Raw genomic sequence first — 15,821 nt, forward strand, 5'->3', positions numbered from 1 at the left:
GCGCCCCCGCGCCCGAACCAAGGCATCCGCCCCGTACGCCACACTGGGCGGGTGCTGGGACATGGCGACGGGTACGAAGGCGGCGGGAACACCTCCTTCGTGGGGCGGGCCGGCGAACTGGCCGCGCTCGACAGGGCCTTGCGGGGCGAATGGCGGGGCGAGCGGCAGGGCGGGCGGACCGGTGACCGGCTGATCACCCTGACCGGGCCGGGCGGCGTGGGCAAGAGCCGCCTGGCCCGGCGGGCCGCGGACCGGGTCCGGGCCGCGGGCGTCGCGGGCCCGTTCCCCGACGGGGTGCACTGGGCCGACCTCTCCCCGCTGCCCGATGCGCGCCTGCTCGTCGCCACCGTGGCCGATGCACTCGACCTCGCCGACCACACCGCGCGCAGCCTGGCCACGGCGGTGCGGGAATGGATCGGCGAGCGCAGGCTGCTCCTCGTACTGGACTGCTGCGAGCACCTGGTGGGGGACCTACGGGGCCTCGTACCGGAGCTGCTCGACGCGGCCCCGCACCTCGTGCTGCTGCTCACCGCCCGCCAGCGGCTCGGGCTGGAGCGCGAACACGTCCTGGACATCGGGCCGTTGCCGCACGCCGCCGACCCCTACGGCAACGAGGAAGCCCTCGCCCTGTTCACCGCCCGGGCCGCCGCGACCGCCCCCCGGCACGCGCCGCCCTGGACCGAAGCCCGCCTCGGGTCCGCCCGGTCGATCTGCGCCCGCCTCGAAGGGATCCCCCTCGCGCTGGAACTGGCCGCCGCGCAGCTGACGGACCACACCATCGAGGAACTGGCAGAGCGCCTCGCCCGCAGGATCGGACCGCTGTCCACCGCCACCCCCGTCCAGCCGCCCCGCCACCGTGCGCTGCGCACCGCCATCGGCTGGAGCCACGAGTGGTGCGCACCGCGCGAACGGCTGCTCTGGCTGCGGCTGTCCGTCTTCGGCGGCACCTTCGACGAATCGGCCGCGCGCGCCGTGTGCTCCGCCCCGCCGCTCACCGAGGCGCTCGTCGCGCCGCTGCTCGCGGCGCTCGTGGCGAAGTCCGTCGTACGCCGGGGCGCGGACGGTTCGTACCGGATGCTGGACACGGTCCGGGAGTACGGGGCCATGTGGCGGGACGAGGCCGGCGAACGGGACGCGCTGCGGGCCGCGCACGCCGCGTACTTCACCGACCTCGTGCGCGCCGCCGAGCGGGACTGGCTCGGCCCCGCCCAGCAGGAGGGGTACCGGCGGGTCGCGGCGGTCCACGGAGACCTGTGCGCGGCCCTCGACCACTACCTGGACACCGCCCCCGCACGCGCCCTGGACCTGGCCGCCCGAGCCGGTTTCTACTGGGCCTGCTGCGGCCATCTGCACGCCGCCCGCGGCTACCTGGAACGGGCCCTGGCGGCCGCGCGGCCCGAAGAGGTGTCCCCGCTGATCAGGGTCCGCGCCCTGTGGGCCCTCGGAGTGACGCTGCTGCTCCAGGGGGAACAGGACCAGGCCCACCGGCTGGCCGTGGGCTGCGAGGCCCTGGCCGCCGGGCTCGACGGGGAGGCCGGATCCGGGCCGGGAGCGTCCGGGCCCGCACTGGACGCCGCGTACCTGCTCGGCCTGAGCCACCTGCTCGCCGGGCGGCCGCTGGCCGCGCGGATCGTCTCCGACAATGCCCTGGAGGCCTTCCCCGGCACCCCCTTCGACTCGGCGCCCCGGATCCGCTGCCACCTCGTACGGGTCTTCGCGCTGACCGGCATGGGCCTCTTCACCGACGCCCGCGAGGAGGCGGAACTGCTGCGCTCCGGCTGCGCCGAGCGCGGCGAGCACTGGACCCGGGCCTACGCCGACTACCAGCTCGCCCTGATCTGCCTGTTCGAGAGCCGCCCCGCCGAGTCCGCCGTCCACGCCCGCGCCATGCTGGAGAGCAAACGGGAGCTCGGCGACAGCTTCGGGACGGCGCTCGGCCTCGACCTGCTCGCGGCCGCCCGGGCGGCGGCCGGCGACGGGGCCGGCGCGGCGCGCGCGTACGGCACCGGCCACGCCTACTGGCAGGCGGTGGGCCACCCGCAGCGCGGAACGCCCGAGCTGGCCTCCGTACGCGAGGAGTTCGAGCGCACCGCGCGCGGCGCCCTCGGCGACCAGGCCTACGAGGCGGCCTTCCTGGAGGGCGTCCGGCACGGCCACACCCTGCGCACACGGGCGCGCCCGTACGAGGGCTGAGCGCGTTCTACGACACGGGGCCCGGGACGGCATCTTCGGCGGGCCCGTCACCGGGTCGCCCGGGGCGGTCAGGGCTGGTCGGGGAAGCCCGCGAAGTAGCCGGCGGCCATGTCCTCGTCGCCGTGGCCCAGGGCGTCGGCGCGGTGGAAACGGGCCCGCGCGGCGACCGCCAGGTCGACCGAGATCCCGGCGGCTTCCGCGGCGTCGGCGATCAGGCCGGTGTCCTTCTCGGCGCCCCGGACCGTGAACGACGGGGAGAAGTCCCGCTCCAGCACGGCCCGCATCTTGGCCTGGAGATACGGGTTGTCCATCGGCCCGCCCGTCACGGCCTGCGCGAACAGGTCCGTGTCCACCCCGAGTCCCTCGGCCAGCGCCAGGGCCTCGCCGACCGCGGCCGTCACGGTGATCGCGTACCCGACGGTCGCCAGCTTCAGCCGGGTCGCCGCCCCCGGCTCGTCCCCGGCCCGCAGGACCTTGCCCCCGACGGCGGCGAAGACCGGGTCCAGGCGGGGGTCGGCAGGGCCGGACACCAGGACCACCAGGGTCCCCGCCTCGGCGGGCTGGCGGGTGCCCTGCACCGGGGCGTCCACGAAGACCAGCCCGTGCTCCTGTGCGAAGACGGCCAGTTCCTCGAGCGCGGCCACGCCGACCGTGCCCATCTGCGCCCACACCTGACCGGCGCTCAGCCCCTCCACGGCCGCGGCCATGGCCCGCGCCACCGCCGCGCCATCGGCCAGCATGGTGAGCACCACATCGGCCCCGGCCACCGCCTCGGCGGGTCCGTCGGCGACGATCGCGCCGTCGGCGGTGAGCGCGACCGCCTTCTCCCGGGTCCGGTTCCACACCCGGACCTCGAAACCGGCCCGGAGCAGATTGCGGGCCATGCCCGATCCCATGATTCCCGTTCCCAGCAGCGCGACAGTGCTCACGGCGTCACTTCTCCTCTGACCATCCCTCAGGCGTCCTCGGGGGACAGTCTCCACGGGTACACGGCCGATCACCGCACCCGAGGCCGTCCGGTCCGGATCCATCAGACACCCCCTAGCCCTCCGAGGCCGTGCGGGGAGTGGTCTGCTGGACCGCCCAGCCGTTGCCGTCGGGGTCGGAGAAGTAGACGAAGGAGCCCCAGGGCATGTCCTCGATCTCCGTGACCTCGATGCCCCGGCCCTTGAGATCGGCGAAGGCCTCCTCGATGTCCGCGACCACGACCTGCATGTTGTCCAGCGAGCCCGGCTTCATCCGGGTCAGGCCCTTGCCGATGGCGATCGAGCACGCCGAGCCCGGCGGGGTCAGCTGGACGAAGCGGATGTCCTCGCTGACCGTGATGTCGTGGTCGGCGTGGAAGCCGATGCGCTCGTAGAAGGCCTTGGCCCGGTCGATGTCGGTGACCGGGACGGCGACCAGTTCCAGCTTGATGTCCATCAAACGCTCCCCAGCTAGAGGGTGGGTCCTGTCGGACCATCATCCGCCGGACGTGGTCGCCGCGCTGCCCGCAACGGTGTCGCCCGACGGCGTGTCGGCCGCCGCGAACTGGGTGCGGTACAGCTCCTCGTAGCGCCCACCGACCGCCAGCAGCTCGGTGTGGGTGCCGCGTTCCACGATCCGGCCGTCCTCCACCACCAGGATCAGGTCGGCGGCCTGCACGGTCGACAGCCGGTGCGCGATCACCACCGCGGTCCGGCCGGCCAGGGCCTCGCCGAGGGCTTCTTGGACCGCGGCCTCCGAAGTGGAGTCCAGATGGGCGGTGGCCTCGTCCAGGATCACCACCCGCTGTCTGGCCAGCAGCAGTCGCGCGATGGTCAGCCGCTGGCGCTCACCGCCCGAGAGTCGGTAGCCGCGCTCGCCGACGACCGTGTCGAGCCCGTCCGGGAGCGAGGCCACCAGACCGTCCAGGCGGGAGCGGCGCAGGGCCTCCCAGATCTGCTCCTCCGTGGCGTCCGGGCGGGCGAGGCGAAGGTTGGCCCGTACCGACTCGTGGAAGAGGTGGCCGTCCTGCGTGACCATGCCCAGCGTCTCGCGGATCGAGTCGGCGGTCAGGTCCCGTACGTCGATGCCGCCGAGGCGGACCGAGCCGAGGTCGGTGTCGTACAGCCGGGGGAGCAGCTGGGCGATCGTGGACTTGCCCGCTCCGGAGGAGCCGACCAGGGCGATCATCTGACCGGGCTCCGCGCGGAAGGACACCTCGTGCAGTACGCGCGTACCGCCCCGCGAGTCGAGGGTGGCGACGTCCTCCAGCGAGGCGAGCGAGACCTTGTCGGCGGAGGGGTATCCGAAGGAGACCCGGTCGAACTCCACCGCCACGGGACCTTCCGGCACCCGCCGGGCGTCGGGCTTCTGGGCGATCAGCGGCTTCAGGTCGAGGATCTCGAAGACCCGGTCGAAGCTGACCATCGCGCTCATCACCTCCACCCGGGCCCCGGCGAGCGCGGTCAGCGGCGCGTACAGCCGGGTCAGGAGCAGGGCGAGCGCGACGACGGAACCCGCGTCCAGGGTGCCGCGCAGCGCGTAGTAGCCGCCGAGTCCGTAGACCAGGGCGAGGGCCAGCGCCGAGACCAGCGTCAGGGCGGTGATGAAGGCCGACTGGGCCATGGCCGTCCGGATCCCGATGTCGCGGACCCGGGCCGCCCGCGCCGCGAACTCCGCCGACTCGTCGGCCGGGCGGCCGAAGAGCTTGACGAGGGTGGCGCCCGGAGCCGAGAACCGCTCCGTCATCTGCGTGCCCATCGATGCGTTGAGTGCCGAGGCCTCCCGCTGCATCGAAGCCATCCGCGCCCCCATCCGGCGGGCCGGCAGCACGAACACCGGCAGGAGCACGAGGGCCAGCAGGGTGATCTGCCAGGAGATGCCCAGCATCACGGTCAGGGTCAGCAGCAGGGTCACGGTATTGGCGACCACCCCCGACAGGGTGTTGCTGAAGGCGCGCTGCGCGCCGATCACGTCATTGTTCAGCCGGCTCACCAGCGCCCCCGTGCGGGTCCGGGTGAAGAACGCCACCGGCATCCGCTGCACGTGGTCGAAGACGGCGGTGCGCAGATCCAGGATCAGCCCCTCGCCCAGCGTGGCCGACAGGCGGCGGACGAGCAGCCCGAGGCCGGCCTCGGCGACGGCGATCAGCGCGATGAGGAGGGCGAGGTGGGTGACCGTACCGCTCTCGCGGCCGTCGACGATCGCGGTGACCACCCGGCTCGCCAGTACGGGGGTGGCCACCGCGAGCAGTGCGGTCACCACACTGAGCAGCAGGAACAGCGTCAGCCCGCGACGGTGCGGGCGGGCGAAGGCGGCGACCCTGCGCAGGCCGTCCTTAGAGAGCGGGCGCCGGTCCTTCTGGGCGTTCATCGCGCTGTGCAGCGATGTCCAAGCGGTGACTTCCATGTCCATGAACCGAACGTTAAGACCTCAACCAAACTTGAGGTCAAGGGATGGGGGTCAAGTCACTCCGAAACGTGTCCAACTCCCGCTCGTATGAGGGATTTTCAAGACCTCGTGCGCGCTCGCGGCCGGTGGCATCATCGGTCCATGACGCAGGGATCAGAGTCCACGCACTCCCGCCGGCCCACCGTCGACACCGTCCTGTCCCGCTTCGAGCGCTGGGCGCGCGACACCCCCGAAGCCCAAGCCGTGGCCGCCGGCCCGGACGGTCTCACCTACGGCCGCCTCGACGCCCGTGCCGAACAGGTGGCGCACCAGCTCCTGGAGGCCGGACTGGAGGCCGGACCGACGGAGCGCACCGTCGTGGCCGTGGGCACCGACCGGCCGGTGGAGGTCGTCGTCGCCCTCCTCGGCGTGCTCAAGGCCGGGGCGGCCTACGCCGTGGTCGACGTGCAGGACCCCCGCGCCGGACAGCGGCAGCTCGCCGCCCTCAGCCCCTTCGCCCTGCTCGCCCACGCCACCCACCGGGCCCGCCTGGACGACGGCCGGGGCCTACGGGTGATCCCCCTCGGCGCGGAAGCCGCCGGGACCGCCGGAGTCACCGGGACCGCCGTCCCGGCCGCGCGGCCCTCCGGCCCCGCGGCCCGCGCCCCTCAAGGGGACGCCGCCGCCGTCCTGTTCACCGCGGGCGCGGACCGCCGACCCGTCCCCATCGGCCACGAGCGGCTCCTCGCCGCCCACGACGGCTGGGCCGAAGTGGCCGCACCCGAGCCCGAGGACCGGCACCTGATCACCGCCGGCTGCGACCTCACCGCCTTCGCCGCCGGCTGGACCCGGGCCCTGTGCACGGGCGGCACCCTCGTCCTGCCCGAGGGCCCGCGCTGGACGGCCGAGGCCCTGCGCCGCGCGGTGGAGGCGGAGCGCGTCACCTTCCTGCACACCGACCCGGGCACCGTCACCCAGCTCCTGCTGCGCGACCAACGGGCCGTGGCCTCCCACGCCCTGCACGCCACGGACGAAGCCCTGCGCTCCCTGCGCCTGGTCACCGTCACCGGAGACCGCCTCTACTTCGACGAGCACTCCGCCCTGCTCGCCCGCCTGCGGCCCGGGGCCCGCCTGCTCAACGTCTACGGGACCACCGAGTCGGCGGGCGTCGGTACCTGGTTCGAACTCCCGCAGCCGGCCGGTCCGGTGGACGGCCCCGAGCGGCTCTCGCTGATCGGCGCGCCCTTCCCGGGCTGCCACGTCGACCTCCGCGACGGCGAGCTCCGCCTGACCCCACCCGGCGGCGGAGACCCGGTCCCGACCGGCGACCTCGCCCAGCTGCGCCCCGACGGGCTGCTGGAGTTCGGCGGCCGGATCCGCGACCGGCTCACCCTGGACGGCGGCCGCCTGGACCCGCACCCCGTGGAATCCGAGATCCGGACCCACGGGGGCATCGGCGCCGTCCTCCTCCGCGAGATCCCGGGCGACGGCACGGGAGCCAAGGGCGGCAAGGGCAAGGGCAGGGGCAAGGACGCGCGGCCGGTGCTCGTCGCCTACATCGCCCCTCCGGCCGAGGGGAACGGCCGCCCCCCTCACGGCTTCGGCCTCCCCGACGGCGGGGCGCTGCGCCGGTACCTGGCGGGCAGGGTCCCGGCCGACGGGATGCCGCGCACCGTGGTCCGGCTGGCCAAGATCCCCCGCGACCGGTCCGGCCGCGAGGACCGCAGCGCGCTGCCCCTGCCGGTCCGGCCCGCCGAGCGGGAGCCGCTGGTCCGGGGCTCGGGGAAGTCGGCGGCCCTGAACCCCGCCGGGTTCGTGCCGTCCTGTTCCCTCATCTTCGGAATGTTCTTCCTGACCATGACCACCGTGCTCCTCACGGACGTGTTCTGGCCCGGCTCCACCGACCTCACCGGCGTACCGGACCCGTACGCCTTCCTCTTCTTCGTCCTCTACCTGTTCGAGGCCACCGCTTTCGCCGCGGGGGTGCTGTTCCTCTGCATGGGCCGCTCCCGGATGCGGCGCCAGGGGCGCGGCCCCCTGATCACCAACGCCGCCCACCTGGCGGTCTGCTACCTGCTGGCCGCCTGGTGGCCGCAGGACAACTTCTACCGGCTCGCCGCCAAACAGGACTGGCAGCTCCAGGCCTCGCTCGTCTACACCTTCAACGTCCCGCTGATGATCGCCGCCGCGATCGTGGTCCTCTACGTCACCCAGCCGCCGCGCAGCGCCTTCGACTTCGACCCGGACCCCGACGACTGACCGGGACCGGATCCGTCGCGAGCTGATCCATCGCGACCGGCCCCGTCGAACATCGCCCCGACGGCGAGGGCCTGCGCCCGCACCAGTGCCTCGGCCGCGTCCAGCGCCCGCGCGTCGGACGCGGCCACCAGCACCCCCATCCACGGCGCCGGTTCGAAGGCGCCGGTCGGGATGGCGGGCACGAACACCGCCCCGAGCTCCGCACACCGCGCGGCCAGCCGCTCGCACAGCTCGTCGAAGGCCGCCTCCGGCAGCCGGGCCCCCAGCTCCACCCGGTCGCAGATCCGTACGAGGTGTCCCGCGCCGCGCAGTTCGTCGAGCCGGGCCGCCACCATGAAGGCGACGGACGGACCCGTCAGACGCAGGTTGGTCTCGGTCGGGGCGAGCCGGCCCGTGCCGTCGGCGACGAAGTCGACGTCGAACCAGCCCCGGTACCCGGCGGCCGACAGCTCCCGGCCCACCGCCTCTCCGAAGGCCAGCAGCGGCTTCTGGGCCCACCCGGGCACCACTCCGGGCCCCACCGTCGCCCCGCGGTACCCGCCGTCCGCCACGTCCATCACCGCCCCGCCGACCTCGTGCACCCGGCCGCGCGGGTCCACGAACCCGTCGTACGTGAGATCGCGCGGCTCATCCCGGTCCGCCGGGCCGCTCACGTACTCCTCCACCAGCAGCGGCCCCCGCGGGATGCCGCGCAGCACCGCCCGCGCCCCGCCCGCGGCCCGGACCTGCTCCGGGGTCACCACGGTGGTGCCCGAACCCCCGACACCGTGCTCCGATTTGAGAACGGTGCTTTTCCCCGCCCCGGCCCGCGCGGCCAGCAGCCGCACCGCCGCCCGCCGGGTGTCCGCCCGCCACTGCGCGGGCAGCACGATCCCGGGATGACCGCCCTCCGCCAGGATCCGCCCGAACAGCCCGTGCGCCGCCGACTTCGACTCGTACCGCAGCTCCCGCGGCCGCCAGCGCCGTCCCGCCAGCCGGGCGAAGGTGGCGGTCAGGCCCCACGGTACGAGGGGCAGCCCGCCCCCGGTCAGCAGCGCGGCCAGGGCCGGGCGGGCCCGTACGGCGTCCGAGAGCCCGGAATCCCGCTCGGCGAGCCCGTCGTACACCTCCACCCGGGCATCCGGCTCCTGCGACCAGCCCAACTGGCGGCCGACCAGCGCGATCCAGCCTGGCGGCACCGGGAGCGGCAGGACCAGAGCGGCCGGCCGCGGACCGTAGAAGGCCGCCAGGCAGGCGTAGTGGTGCGCGGTCCGCTGCTCCCGGGCCAGGGAGGCGTCGGCGAACTGCACGTTGTACTCGGCGACATTGCCCACGTGCACGGAGGACCCGCCGCCCGTCCAGTTCCGCGCCCAGTCGGCGAGCGGCGCGGGGGACACCTCGAACCGGACCAGTCCGGCGGGAGCCCCCGCATCCGCCCGGCGGGCGCCCTGGGCCCGGTAGAAGCCGGCCGCGTGCGGATCGGAATCGATCAGCAGCCGGCGGAAACCCAGCGCGGCGGCGCGCCGCAGCACGTCCCGGTACAGCTGCCGCCCGACCCCCCGCCCGATGGCGGCCGGTTCCACGAAGAGCAACCCCAGCCGCCCGAGCGGCGGCTCCCCGTCCAGCGAGGCGAGCCCGACCACGGCCGGATCCTCGGCGACGACGATCCGCCTCCCCGCCACCGCGCCGGCGTCGACCCGCAACTCGGGCGCGCACGCCGCCAGGAACCCGGCGTCGTACCCCCAGTGCGCCTTCGACCGCATGACCAGCCCCGTCAGCGCTTCGGCCTCCGTCGCCCGTGCGGGCCTGAGCTTTGCCATTTCCTGACCTCCCCATGGTCCGGTGCCACGGCGTGCGATAGATTCGGCCACCGCGACGACAGGCATGCGACGTACTTCCTACCCACCCGGAGACGGCTTCTCAATGAGCGACATCATCAACGGACTTGGCCGTACCGCCGCATTCGGCGGTGTCGGCCTGGTGCTGCTCATCCTCGGCATGGTCCTGGTGGACGTGCTGACCCCCGGCAAACTGCCGAAGCAGATCTGGGAAGAGCGCAACAGCAACGCCGCCGTCGTGCTCAGCTCGGCGCTGCTCGGCATCGGCGGCATCCTCTTCACCGCGATCTGGACCTCCTACGAGGACTTCGGCAAGGGCCTGCTCTCGACCGCTGCTTTCGGCCTGCTCGGCCTGGTCCTGATGGCGGTCGCCTTCCTGGTCCTCGACCTGGTGACCCCGGGCAAGCTCGGCGCCATCGTGGTCGACCGCGAGCCGCACCCGGCCGTATGGGTGACGGCCTCCTGCAACATCGCCGTGGCCGCCATCGTCGCCGCGTCCATCGCCTGAGAGCCTGAGGGCCTGAGAGCACCGCTGCGAAACGAGAGCGCCGCCCCCTGGAGGGAGCGGCGCTCTCGTCGTATGCCGGTGCTCTCGCGGCGCGGCCTACGCCAGGCCCAGCGCGAAGACCGCGAATCCGGCCGCCAGCAGGCCCGCCACGGTCCTGCGTACTGCCGTGGCCCTGGTCCACGGCTGCTCGAACCGGCGCGCGTAGCGGGCGATGCCCACCAGCAGCGCCGCGAACACCGGCATCCACGCCAGCCGCGCCAGGATCCACCCCGGACTGTCCGGCGCCGTGGTCAGCCCCGCCAGCCCGCCGGCGAACGACGCGGGCACCGCCGCCGCCAGCATCGCGGTCTGGTGCCAGCACAGGATCGTCATCGCGCACAGGTTGATCACCACCACCGGAGCCCACAGCAGCGGCCGGGCCAGCAGCTGCGCCAGCCGGTCCCGCAGCAGGATCGCGGCCCCCGACTGGGCTGCCGCCAGCGCCAGGACCAGCAGCGACGGCGGATGCGAGTTGGTCCGGGCCGCACCCGGTACGCCGACCATCGACGCCGGGTAGTGGAAGAGGGTCAGCAGCGCCGCGAACAGCACGCCCCCGCCCGCCAGCAGCAGCCACGCCCCGCGCCGGCCGATCCGGCCCTCGGCCCAGGACACACCGAGCTGGTAGGCGAACAGCCAGCCCGGCAGGATGTTCACCAGGGCCAGCCAGCCCGGCACCGAGTCCGCGAAGGGCCCGTAGCGCAGGAAGTCGACCACCGCGACGGAGGCCAGCAGCGGGGCCGCGGCCCAGCCCCCGAGCCGGCGGGCCGCCCGTACGCAGTAGGGGGTCAGGGCGGTGACCGCCACGTACACCCCGACGAACCACAGCGGCTGGATCACCAGCGTCGCCCCGGTCCGCAGCGTGGCCTGCGGCACCCCGGCCGCGTACAGCAGGGGCGCGGCCAGCGCCCAGACCGCCGTGACTCCGAGCACCGGCCGTCCCAGCCGGGCGATCCGGCCCCCCAGCCAGGCCCTCGTGGAGCCGGTGCGCCGCCGGAAGGAGAGCACCGAGGCGTAACCGCCGACGAGGAAGAAGATGCCGAGCATCTGGAGCAGCCAACTGGCGGGGGCCAGGCCGCCGAAGGCGGAGAGCGGGCTGGCATTGTGCAGGGCGCCGTCGGAGTCGAGCGTGAACCCGCCCAGCAGCCAGTGCCCGGTGGGCACGGCGAGCAGGGCCAGCGCCCGCAGCCCGTCGATGGCCCGGTCCCGGTGGGCGGGGGTCTTCGCGTCGATCCGGTCGGCGGTCCGGTGGATCCGGGCGAGCCCACGTGTCGTCGTCGTGCCCGGCGTGCTCATGGTGCCCGTCGTGCTCATCGGGTCTCTCCCGTCGCGATCGCGGCGAAGGCCTTCAGGGACTGGGTGCCGGGCGTGAAGTAGCCGGTGTGGCCGGACACGTCGCCCGCCGGGATCCGGCGGGCGCCGAAGGCCGCAGAGGTGGGATCGGCTCCGTGGCCCAGCCCCGCGAACTCCACGTTCGGCACGTTCGAGATCCAGTCGGAGGGCCCGCGCGCCGCCCACACCCGGGCACCGGTGTGCAGGCCCGCGACGGTCCGGGCCCGCATCCCGGGGGAGCCGAGGGCGACGATGTCGGTGGCGTCCGTGTGCCGGGCCGCCAGCCCGCAGACCACCGAGCCGTAGCTGTGGCAGAACAGCACAGGGTCGGGGGCTCCGACCGCGTCGAGTCCCTCCGTGAGGCGGGCGAGCCGGACCGCACCCGCCGCGGCGAGCCGGTCCTCGGCCGCGTCCAGGCCGACCCCGACCGGGGTGGTGTAGCCGGTCCAGGCGATGACGGCGGTCGCGTCCCCGGCGGCGGCCCGCAGTGCGCGGGCCATCCCCGCCGGTCCCGTGTACGGGGTGCGCCTGCGGTCGTGGCCGGCGGCGTCGTTGTCCGAGCCGGGCACGATCACCGAGACGTGCGCAGCCCGCCCGAGGTCCCCGAACACCTCGGCGACCTGGCCCCGCCCGCGCGGGTCGAAGGCCAGGATCTGACGGCCGGGCTCCGCCAGGGAGGCGAAGCGGGCCTCGCCCGTGGCGAGGACGGCCAGCCGGTTGGCCTCGTACCTGAGCGGGAGCGGAGCCCCGTCCAGGTTCCCCACCACCAGCGGGTGGGACCGTACGAGGCCTCGCGCCCGGGCCTCGTCCAGCCCCGCGAAGAAGCGCGCGACCTCGCGCGGCGCGGTCCGGGCCGGATCGGGCAGCGGGCGCCCGGACACCGAGTCGGCCCGCCAGGCGGCCGTGCCCGGCAGCGGCCCGGTGACCGCGGCCTGGGCATCCGCGGAGGCCCATCCCGCGGTCCCCGCGACCACGGCCGCCGCCAGTGCGGCCGTGACCACTGTCCTTGCGAAGCGGCGCATGCCCCTTCTCCTCTCCTCGTGACGAGGAGGAAGGTAAGAAGGAGGTACCCGCGCGGGCGTCGGACCGTGGAGCCAAGTCGGATGTCATACCCCGGTAGGGGGTGGAGGAGATCCGGGCAGGAAAGGGGCGGCGGGATCCCGCGGGGGAGGCGGGAGCCTCAGCCGCCGTCGCCCGGCCGCACCAGCCCGGCCTCGTAGGCGAAGATCACGGCCTGGGCCCGGTCCCGGAGGTCCAGCTTGCCCAGCACCCGCCCGATGTGGGTCTTGACCGTCTGCTCGGCGAGCACCAGGTGGCCGGCGATCTCCTGGTTCGACAGCCCGCGCGCGATGAGTTCCAGTACCTCGGTCTCGCGCGGGGTCAGCCCGTTCAGCCGCAGCGCCGGATCCCTGCGCGGCGCGGGCCGCCGGTCGACGAAGTCCGCGATCAGCCGCCGGGTCACCGAAGGGGCCAGCAGGGCCTCGCCCGAGGCGACCACCCGGACCGCCGCGATCAGATCGGCCGGCGGGGCGTCCTTGAGCAGGAACCCGGAGGCTCCGGCGCGCAGGGCCTCGTACACGTAGTCGTCGATGTCGAAGGTGGTCAGCATCAGCACCTTGGGCCGGTGCACCACCCCCGGCGGGGGATCGAGGAGCTCGCGGGCCGCGCTCAGCCCGTCCATCTCCGGCATCCGCACGTCCATCAGCACCACGTCGGGGTGGACGGTGCGGGAGACCTGGACGCCCTGGCGTCCGTCCGGGGCCTCGCCCACCACGTCGATGTCGGGCTGCGCGGACAACAGCGCGGCGAACCCCGCCCGCACCATGGCCTGGTCGTCGACGATGATCACGCGGATGGTCAACTTGCGTCCTCGTCGGTCGTGTTCACTGCGGTAAGGGGCAGGCGGGCGGCGACCCGGAAGCCGCCGTCGGGCAGCGGGCCGGTGTCCAGCGTCCCGCCCGTCAACCGTACGCGCTCGCGCATCCCCACCAGACCGTGCCCGGTGCCGGAGGTCTCGACCGCCACCACGGCGTCCCGCGCGGGGCCGTTGACCACGAGCACGAGCACCTCCTCGGCGTCGAAGGTCACCGACACCCGGGTCGGCGCCCCCGGCGCGTGCCGCACCACGTTGGCCAGGGCCTCCTGCACGATCCGGTACGCGGACAGGTCCACGGCCGGCGGGGCCGCGTCGGCGGCGCCCGCCGCCAGCGCCAACTCCACGGGCTGCCCGGCCCGTACGGTCGCCTCCACCAGCTGCTGGAGCCTGCCGATCCCCGGCTGCGGGGCCAGGTCGCCGCCGTTCGCCTCGTCCCCGCGCAGCACCGTGAGCAGCCGGCGCATCTCTCCGAGCGATTCCCGCGCGCTCGCCGCGATCGCGGCGAACTCCTCCTGTACCGGCTGGGCCATGCCCGGCAGCCGGTACGGAGCCGAGTCCGCCTGCACGGTGATCACCGACATGTGGTGGGCCACCACGTCGTGCAACTCCCGCGCGATCCGGGCCCGTTCCTCCAGGAGCGTGCGCCGGGCCCGTTCGGCCTCGCTGATGCTCTCCTGCTCGGCGATCTTGTACCGCGCGTCCCCGAGCCCGCGCAGCGCGCCCGTGAGCGCGAGCACCACCCCGCCCAGCACGAACAGCAGGGCCGCGGTGTTGATCACCTCGGCGGTCTGGGAGAAGCCCAGCACCACCCCGGTCACCCCGGTCACCAGCCACACCCCGACCAGGGTCCGGATCGACTCGCGCAGCCCCAGGCAGGCCATCAGCACCAGATAGCCGACGATCACCATCGGGGTCCACGGCCAGGCGTGCCCGGCCACCTGGTCGGCCCGGGTCAGGACCACGGCCCCCACGGTGTCCGCGAGGAGCACCAGGCCCCAGGCGGGCAGCGGCCGGGTCACGGCGAGGAGCAGCGGCACGGTCTGGGCCACGCCCAGCGCACCGGCCCAGCCCCCGCCCGCCCGGTAGTCGTTGGTCAGCACCACGATCGTGACGGGCAGCAGCGAGAGCACGCACGCGGCGGTCACGGCGTAGGGAAGCATCCGCTGCCAGGCCTTGGGAGCCTGCGCGAACAGCGGCTCGGCGGCCCTGGCGGGCGTCCGCAGCGCCACCGCGAGCTGGGACGGCGCGCGCGGCGCCCGCGCGGCGGAAGCGGGGGCACGGGTCTTCGGCCGGGGCGTCCTGCTCGGCGTCTTCCTCGGCGTCGTCCTCAGCGTCTTCCTCATGATCGGACCACCTTATGCAGGTGCGGGCCCCGCGGGGGCCGTCCGGCTCGACGGGGCGGCCGGCCGACCGAACGACCGGTACGGGTAGGGTGCGAGGCGGTCGATCAAGGGGGAGCGGTTCACATGGGCGGGGCAGCCGCGCTGGAAAAGCTGATGCCGGTGGTACTGGCCTTCGGCGCCGGAGTGCTGCTGGCACGCCGCAAGGTGGTTCCCGCCGAGGCCTCGAAGGTCTTCGCCGACTACGCCTTCCTCTTCGCCGTCCCCTGCTACCTCTTCGGCAACATCTACGGTGCGGACCTCTCCGCCCTCTTCGCCTGGCGGGCCATCGGCGGCTACGCGGCCGCCGCCGCCCTCGCCGTCGTCCTGGTCGCCGCCGCCTCGGCCCTGGCCGGGATCCGGGAGCCCCGCGACGTGGCGCTGCGGGTGATGGCCGGGGTCCAGGTGAACACCGCCTACTTCGCGGTCCCCGTCTTCATCACCTTCTTCGGGACGGCGGCGCCGATCTTCCCGGTCCTGCTCTTCCAGGTCTGCGTCCTGTCCCTGGTCGTCATCTCCATCATGGAACTGGGCCGTTCGGGTCCGGGCGCGGGCAGCACCGGCCAGAAGCTCACCCGCGCCGTCGGCGCCTCACTGGTCACCCCGGTGGTGCTCTCCTGCAACGCGGGGATCCTGCTGAACCTGCTGTCCGTGCACGTCCCCACGGTGGTCCTGGACGGGGCCGCGTTCGTCGGCGACAGCGCCTCCCCGGTGGCCCTCTTCGCCCTCGGGCTCCACCTCGGCGGCATGGGCCTCGACATCCGGGGCACCACCCGCGAGGAACTGACGCTCATCGGCTTCAAATGCCTGGCCTTCCCACTGCTGGCCTGGGCGGTGTGCGGGGTGCTGTTCGGGGTCCGGGGCGAGTGGCTCACGTACCTCGTGCTGATCGCCGCGATGCCGACCCCGCAGAACCTGTTCATCTTCGCCCAGCGCTACGAGGTGGGCGTGGACCTCTCCGCCTCCGTCGTGATCAAGAGCTCGGTGGTGTCCCTCCTGCTGCTGCCGCTCTGGCTGCAGACCGTGGCCGGGTGAAGGCCCTCGTTCCCCCGGCGGGCTCCGCTCGT

12 protein-coding genes are annotated in these 15,821 nt (G+C 74.2%); 4 read left to right on the plus strand and 8 right to left on the minus strand.

Features of this window, described 5'->3' with window-relative positions; all coding sequences use genetic code 11:
- Positions 1-51 precede the first annotated feature (51 nt).
- Entirely contained in the window at positions 52-2,193 is a 2,142-nt protein-coding gene (locus OHU74_RS32750; RefSeq protein ID WP_371619256.1) for an NB-ARC domain-containing protein, read from the plus strand.
- A gap of 68 nt (positions 2,194-2,261) precedes the next feature.
- On the opposite strand, the gene OHU74_RS32755 is transcribed toward OHU74_RS32750, so the two are convergent.
- From OHU74_RS32755 to OHU74_RS32765, 3 genes are all read right to left on the minus strand, one after another.
- Complete coding sequence (locus OHU74_RS32755) at positions 2,262-3,122, minus strand: NAD(P)-dependent oxidoreductase (protein WP_371619257.1); 861 nt, start codon at positions 3,120-3,122, stop codon at positions 2,262-2,264.
- A 112-nt stretch (positions 3,123-3,234) separates the two neighbouring features.
- The gene (locus OHU74_RS32760) at positions 3,235-3,615 is read right to left on the minus strand and encodes a VOC family protein (protein ID WP_371619258.1); all 381 of its coding nucleotides are present in this window, start codon (positions 3,613-3,615) and stop codon (positions 3,235-3,237) included.
- 39 nt (positions 3,616-3,654) lie between these two features.
- Positions 3,655-5,571 (minus strand): ABC transporter ATP-binding protein, encoded by a 1,917-nt coding sequence (locus OHU74_RS32765; protein WP_371619259.1) that lies wholly within the window; start codon positions 5,569-5,571, stop codon positions 3,655-3,657.
- A gap of 138 nt (positions 5,572-5,709) precedes the next feature.
- Between OHU74_RS32765 and OHU74_RS32770 the strand changes: the two genes are divergently transcribed.
- Positions 5,710-7,806, plus strand: a complete 2,097-nt coding sequence (locus tag OHU74_RS32770) for an AMP-binding protein (protein WP_371619260.1) — start codon at positions 5,710-5,712, stop codon at positions 7,804-7,806.
- Here the strand turns inward: OHU74_RS32770 and OHU74_RS32775 are convergent.
- Positions 7,749-9,605, minus strand: coding sequence for a GNAT family N-acetyltransferase (locus tag OHU74_RS32775; protein ID WP_371619261.1), 1,857 nt, complete (start codon positions 9,603-9,605; stop codon positions 7,749-7,751). The genes OHU74_RS32770 and OHU74_RS32775 overlap by 58 nt on opposite strands.
- Before the next feature lie 103 nt (positions 9,606-9,708).
- On the opposite strand from OHU74_RS32775, the gene OHU74_RS32780 reads away from it, so the two are divergent.
- Positions 9,709-10,131: a DUF350 domain-containing protein gene (locus OHU74_RS32780; protein ID WP_330300040.1), complete on the plus strand. Its 423-nt coding sequence runs from the start codon at positions 9,709-9,711 to the stop codon at positions 10,129-10,131.
- Positions 10,132-10,227: 96 nt separating this feature from the next.
- On the opposite strand, the gene OHU74_RS32785 is transcribed toward OHU74_RS32780, so the two are convergent.
- The 4 genes from OHU74_RS32785 to OHU74_RS32800 form a co-directional block, all read right to left on the minus strand.
- Positions 10,228-11,463 (minus strand): acyltransferase, encoded by a 1,236-nt coding sequence (locus tag OHU74_RS32785; RefSeq protein WP_371619883.1) that lies wholly within the window; start codon positions 11,461-11,463, stop codon positions 10,228-10,230.
- Between the two features lie 14 nt (positions 11,464-11,477).
- Positions 11,478-12,521: an alpha/beta hydrolase gene (locus OHU74_RS32790; RefSeq protein ID WP_371619262.1), complete on the minus strand. Its 1,044-nt coding sequence runs from the start codon at positions 12,519-12,521 to the stop codon at positions 11,478-11,480.
- Between the two features lie 158 nt (positions 12,522-12,679).
- Positions 12,680-13,360 (minus strand): response regulator, encoded by a 681-nt coding sequence (locus tag OHU74_RS32795; protein WP_371619263.1) that lies wholly within the window; start codon positions 13,358-13,360, stop codon positions 12,680-12,682.
- Positions 13,357-14,718 carry a sensor histidine kinase gene (locus OHU74_RS32800; RefSeq protein WP_371619264.1) on the minus strand — a complete coding sequence of 454 codons (1,362 nt, stop codon included), beginning with the start codon at positions 14,716-14,718 and terminating at the stop codon, positions 13,357-13,359. Before OHU74_RS32800 ends, OHU74_RS32795 begins: the two co-directional genes overlap by 4 nt.
- Before the next feature lie 123 nt (positions 14,719-14,841).
- Between OHU74_RS32800 and OHU74_RS32805 the strand changes: the two genes are divergently transcribed.
- Entirely contained in the window at positions 14,842-15,789 is a 948-nt protein-coding gene (locus OHU74_RS32805) for an AEC family transporter (RefSeq protein ID WP_371619265.1), read from the plus strand.
- Positions 15,790-15,821 lie beyond the last annotated feature (32 nt).

This window comes from Streptomyces sp. NBC_00454 (assembly GCF_041434015.1).
Taxonomy (GTDB): domain Bacteria; phylum Actinomycetota; class Actinomycetes; order Streptomycetales; family Streptomycetaceae; genus Streptomyces.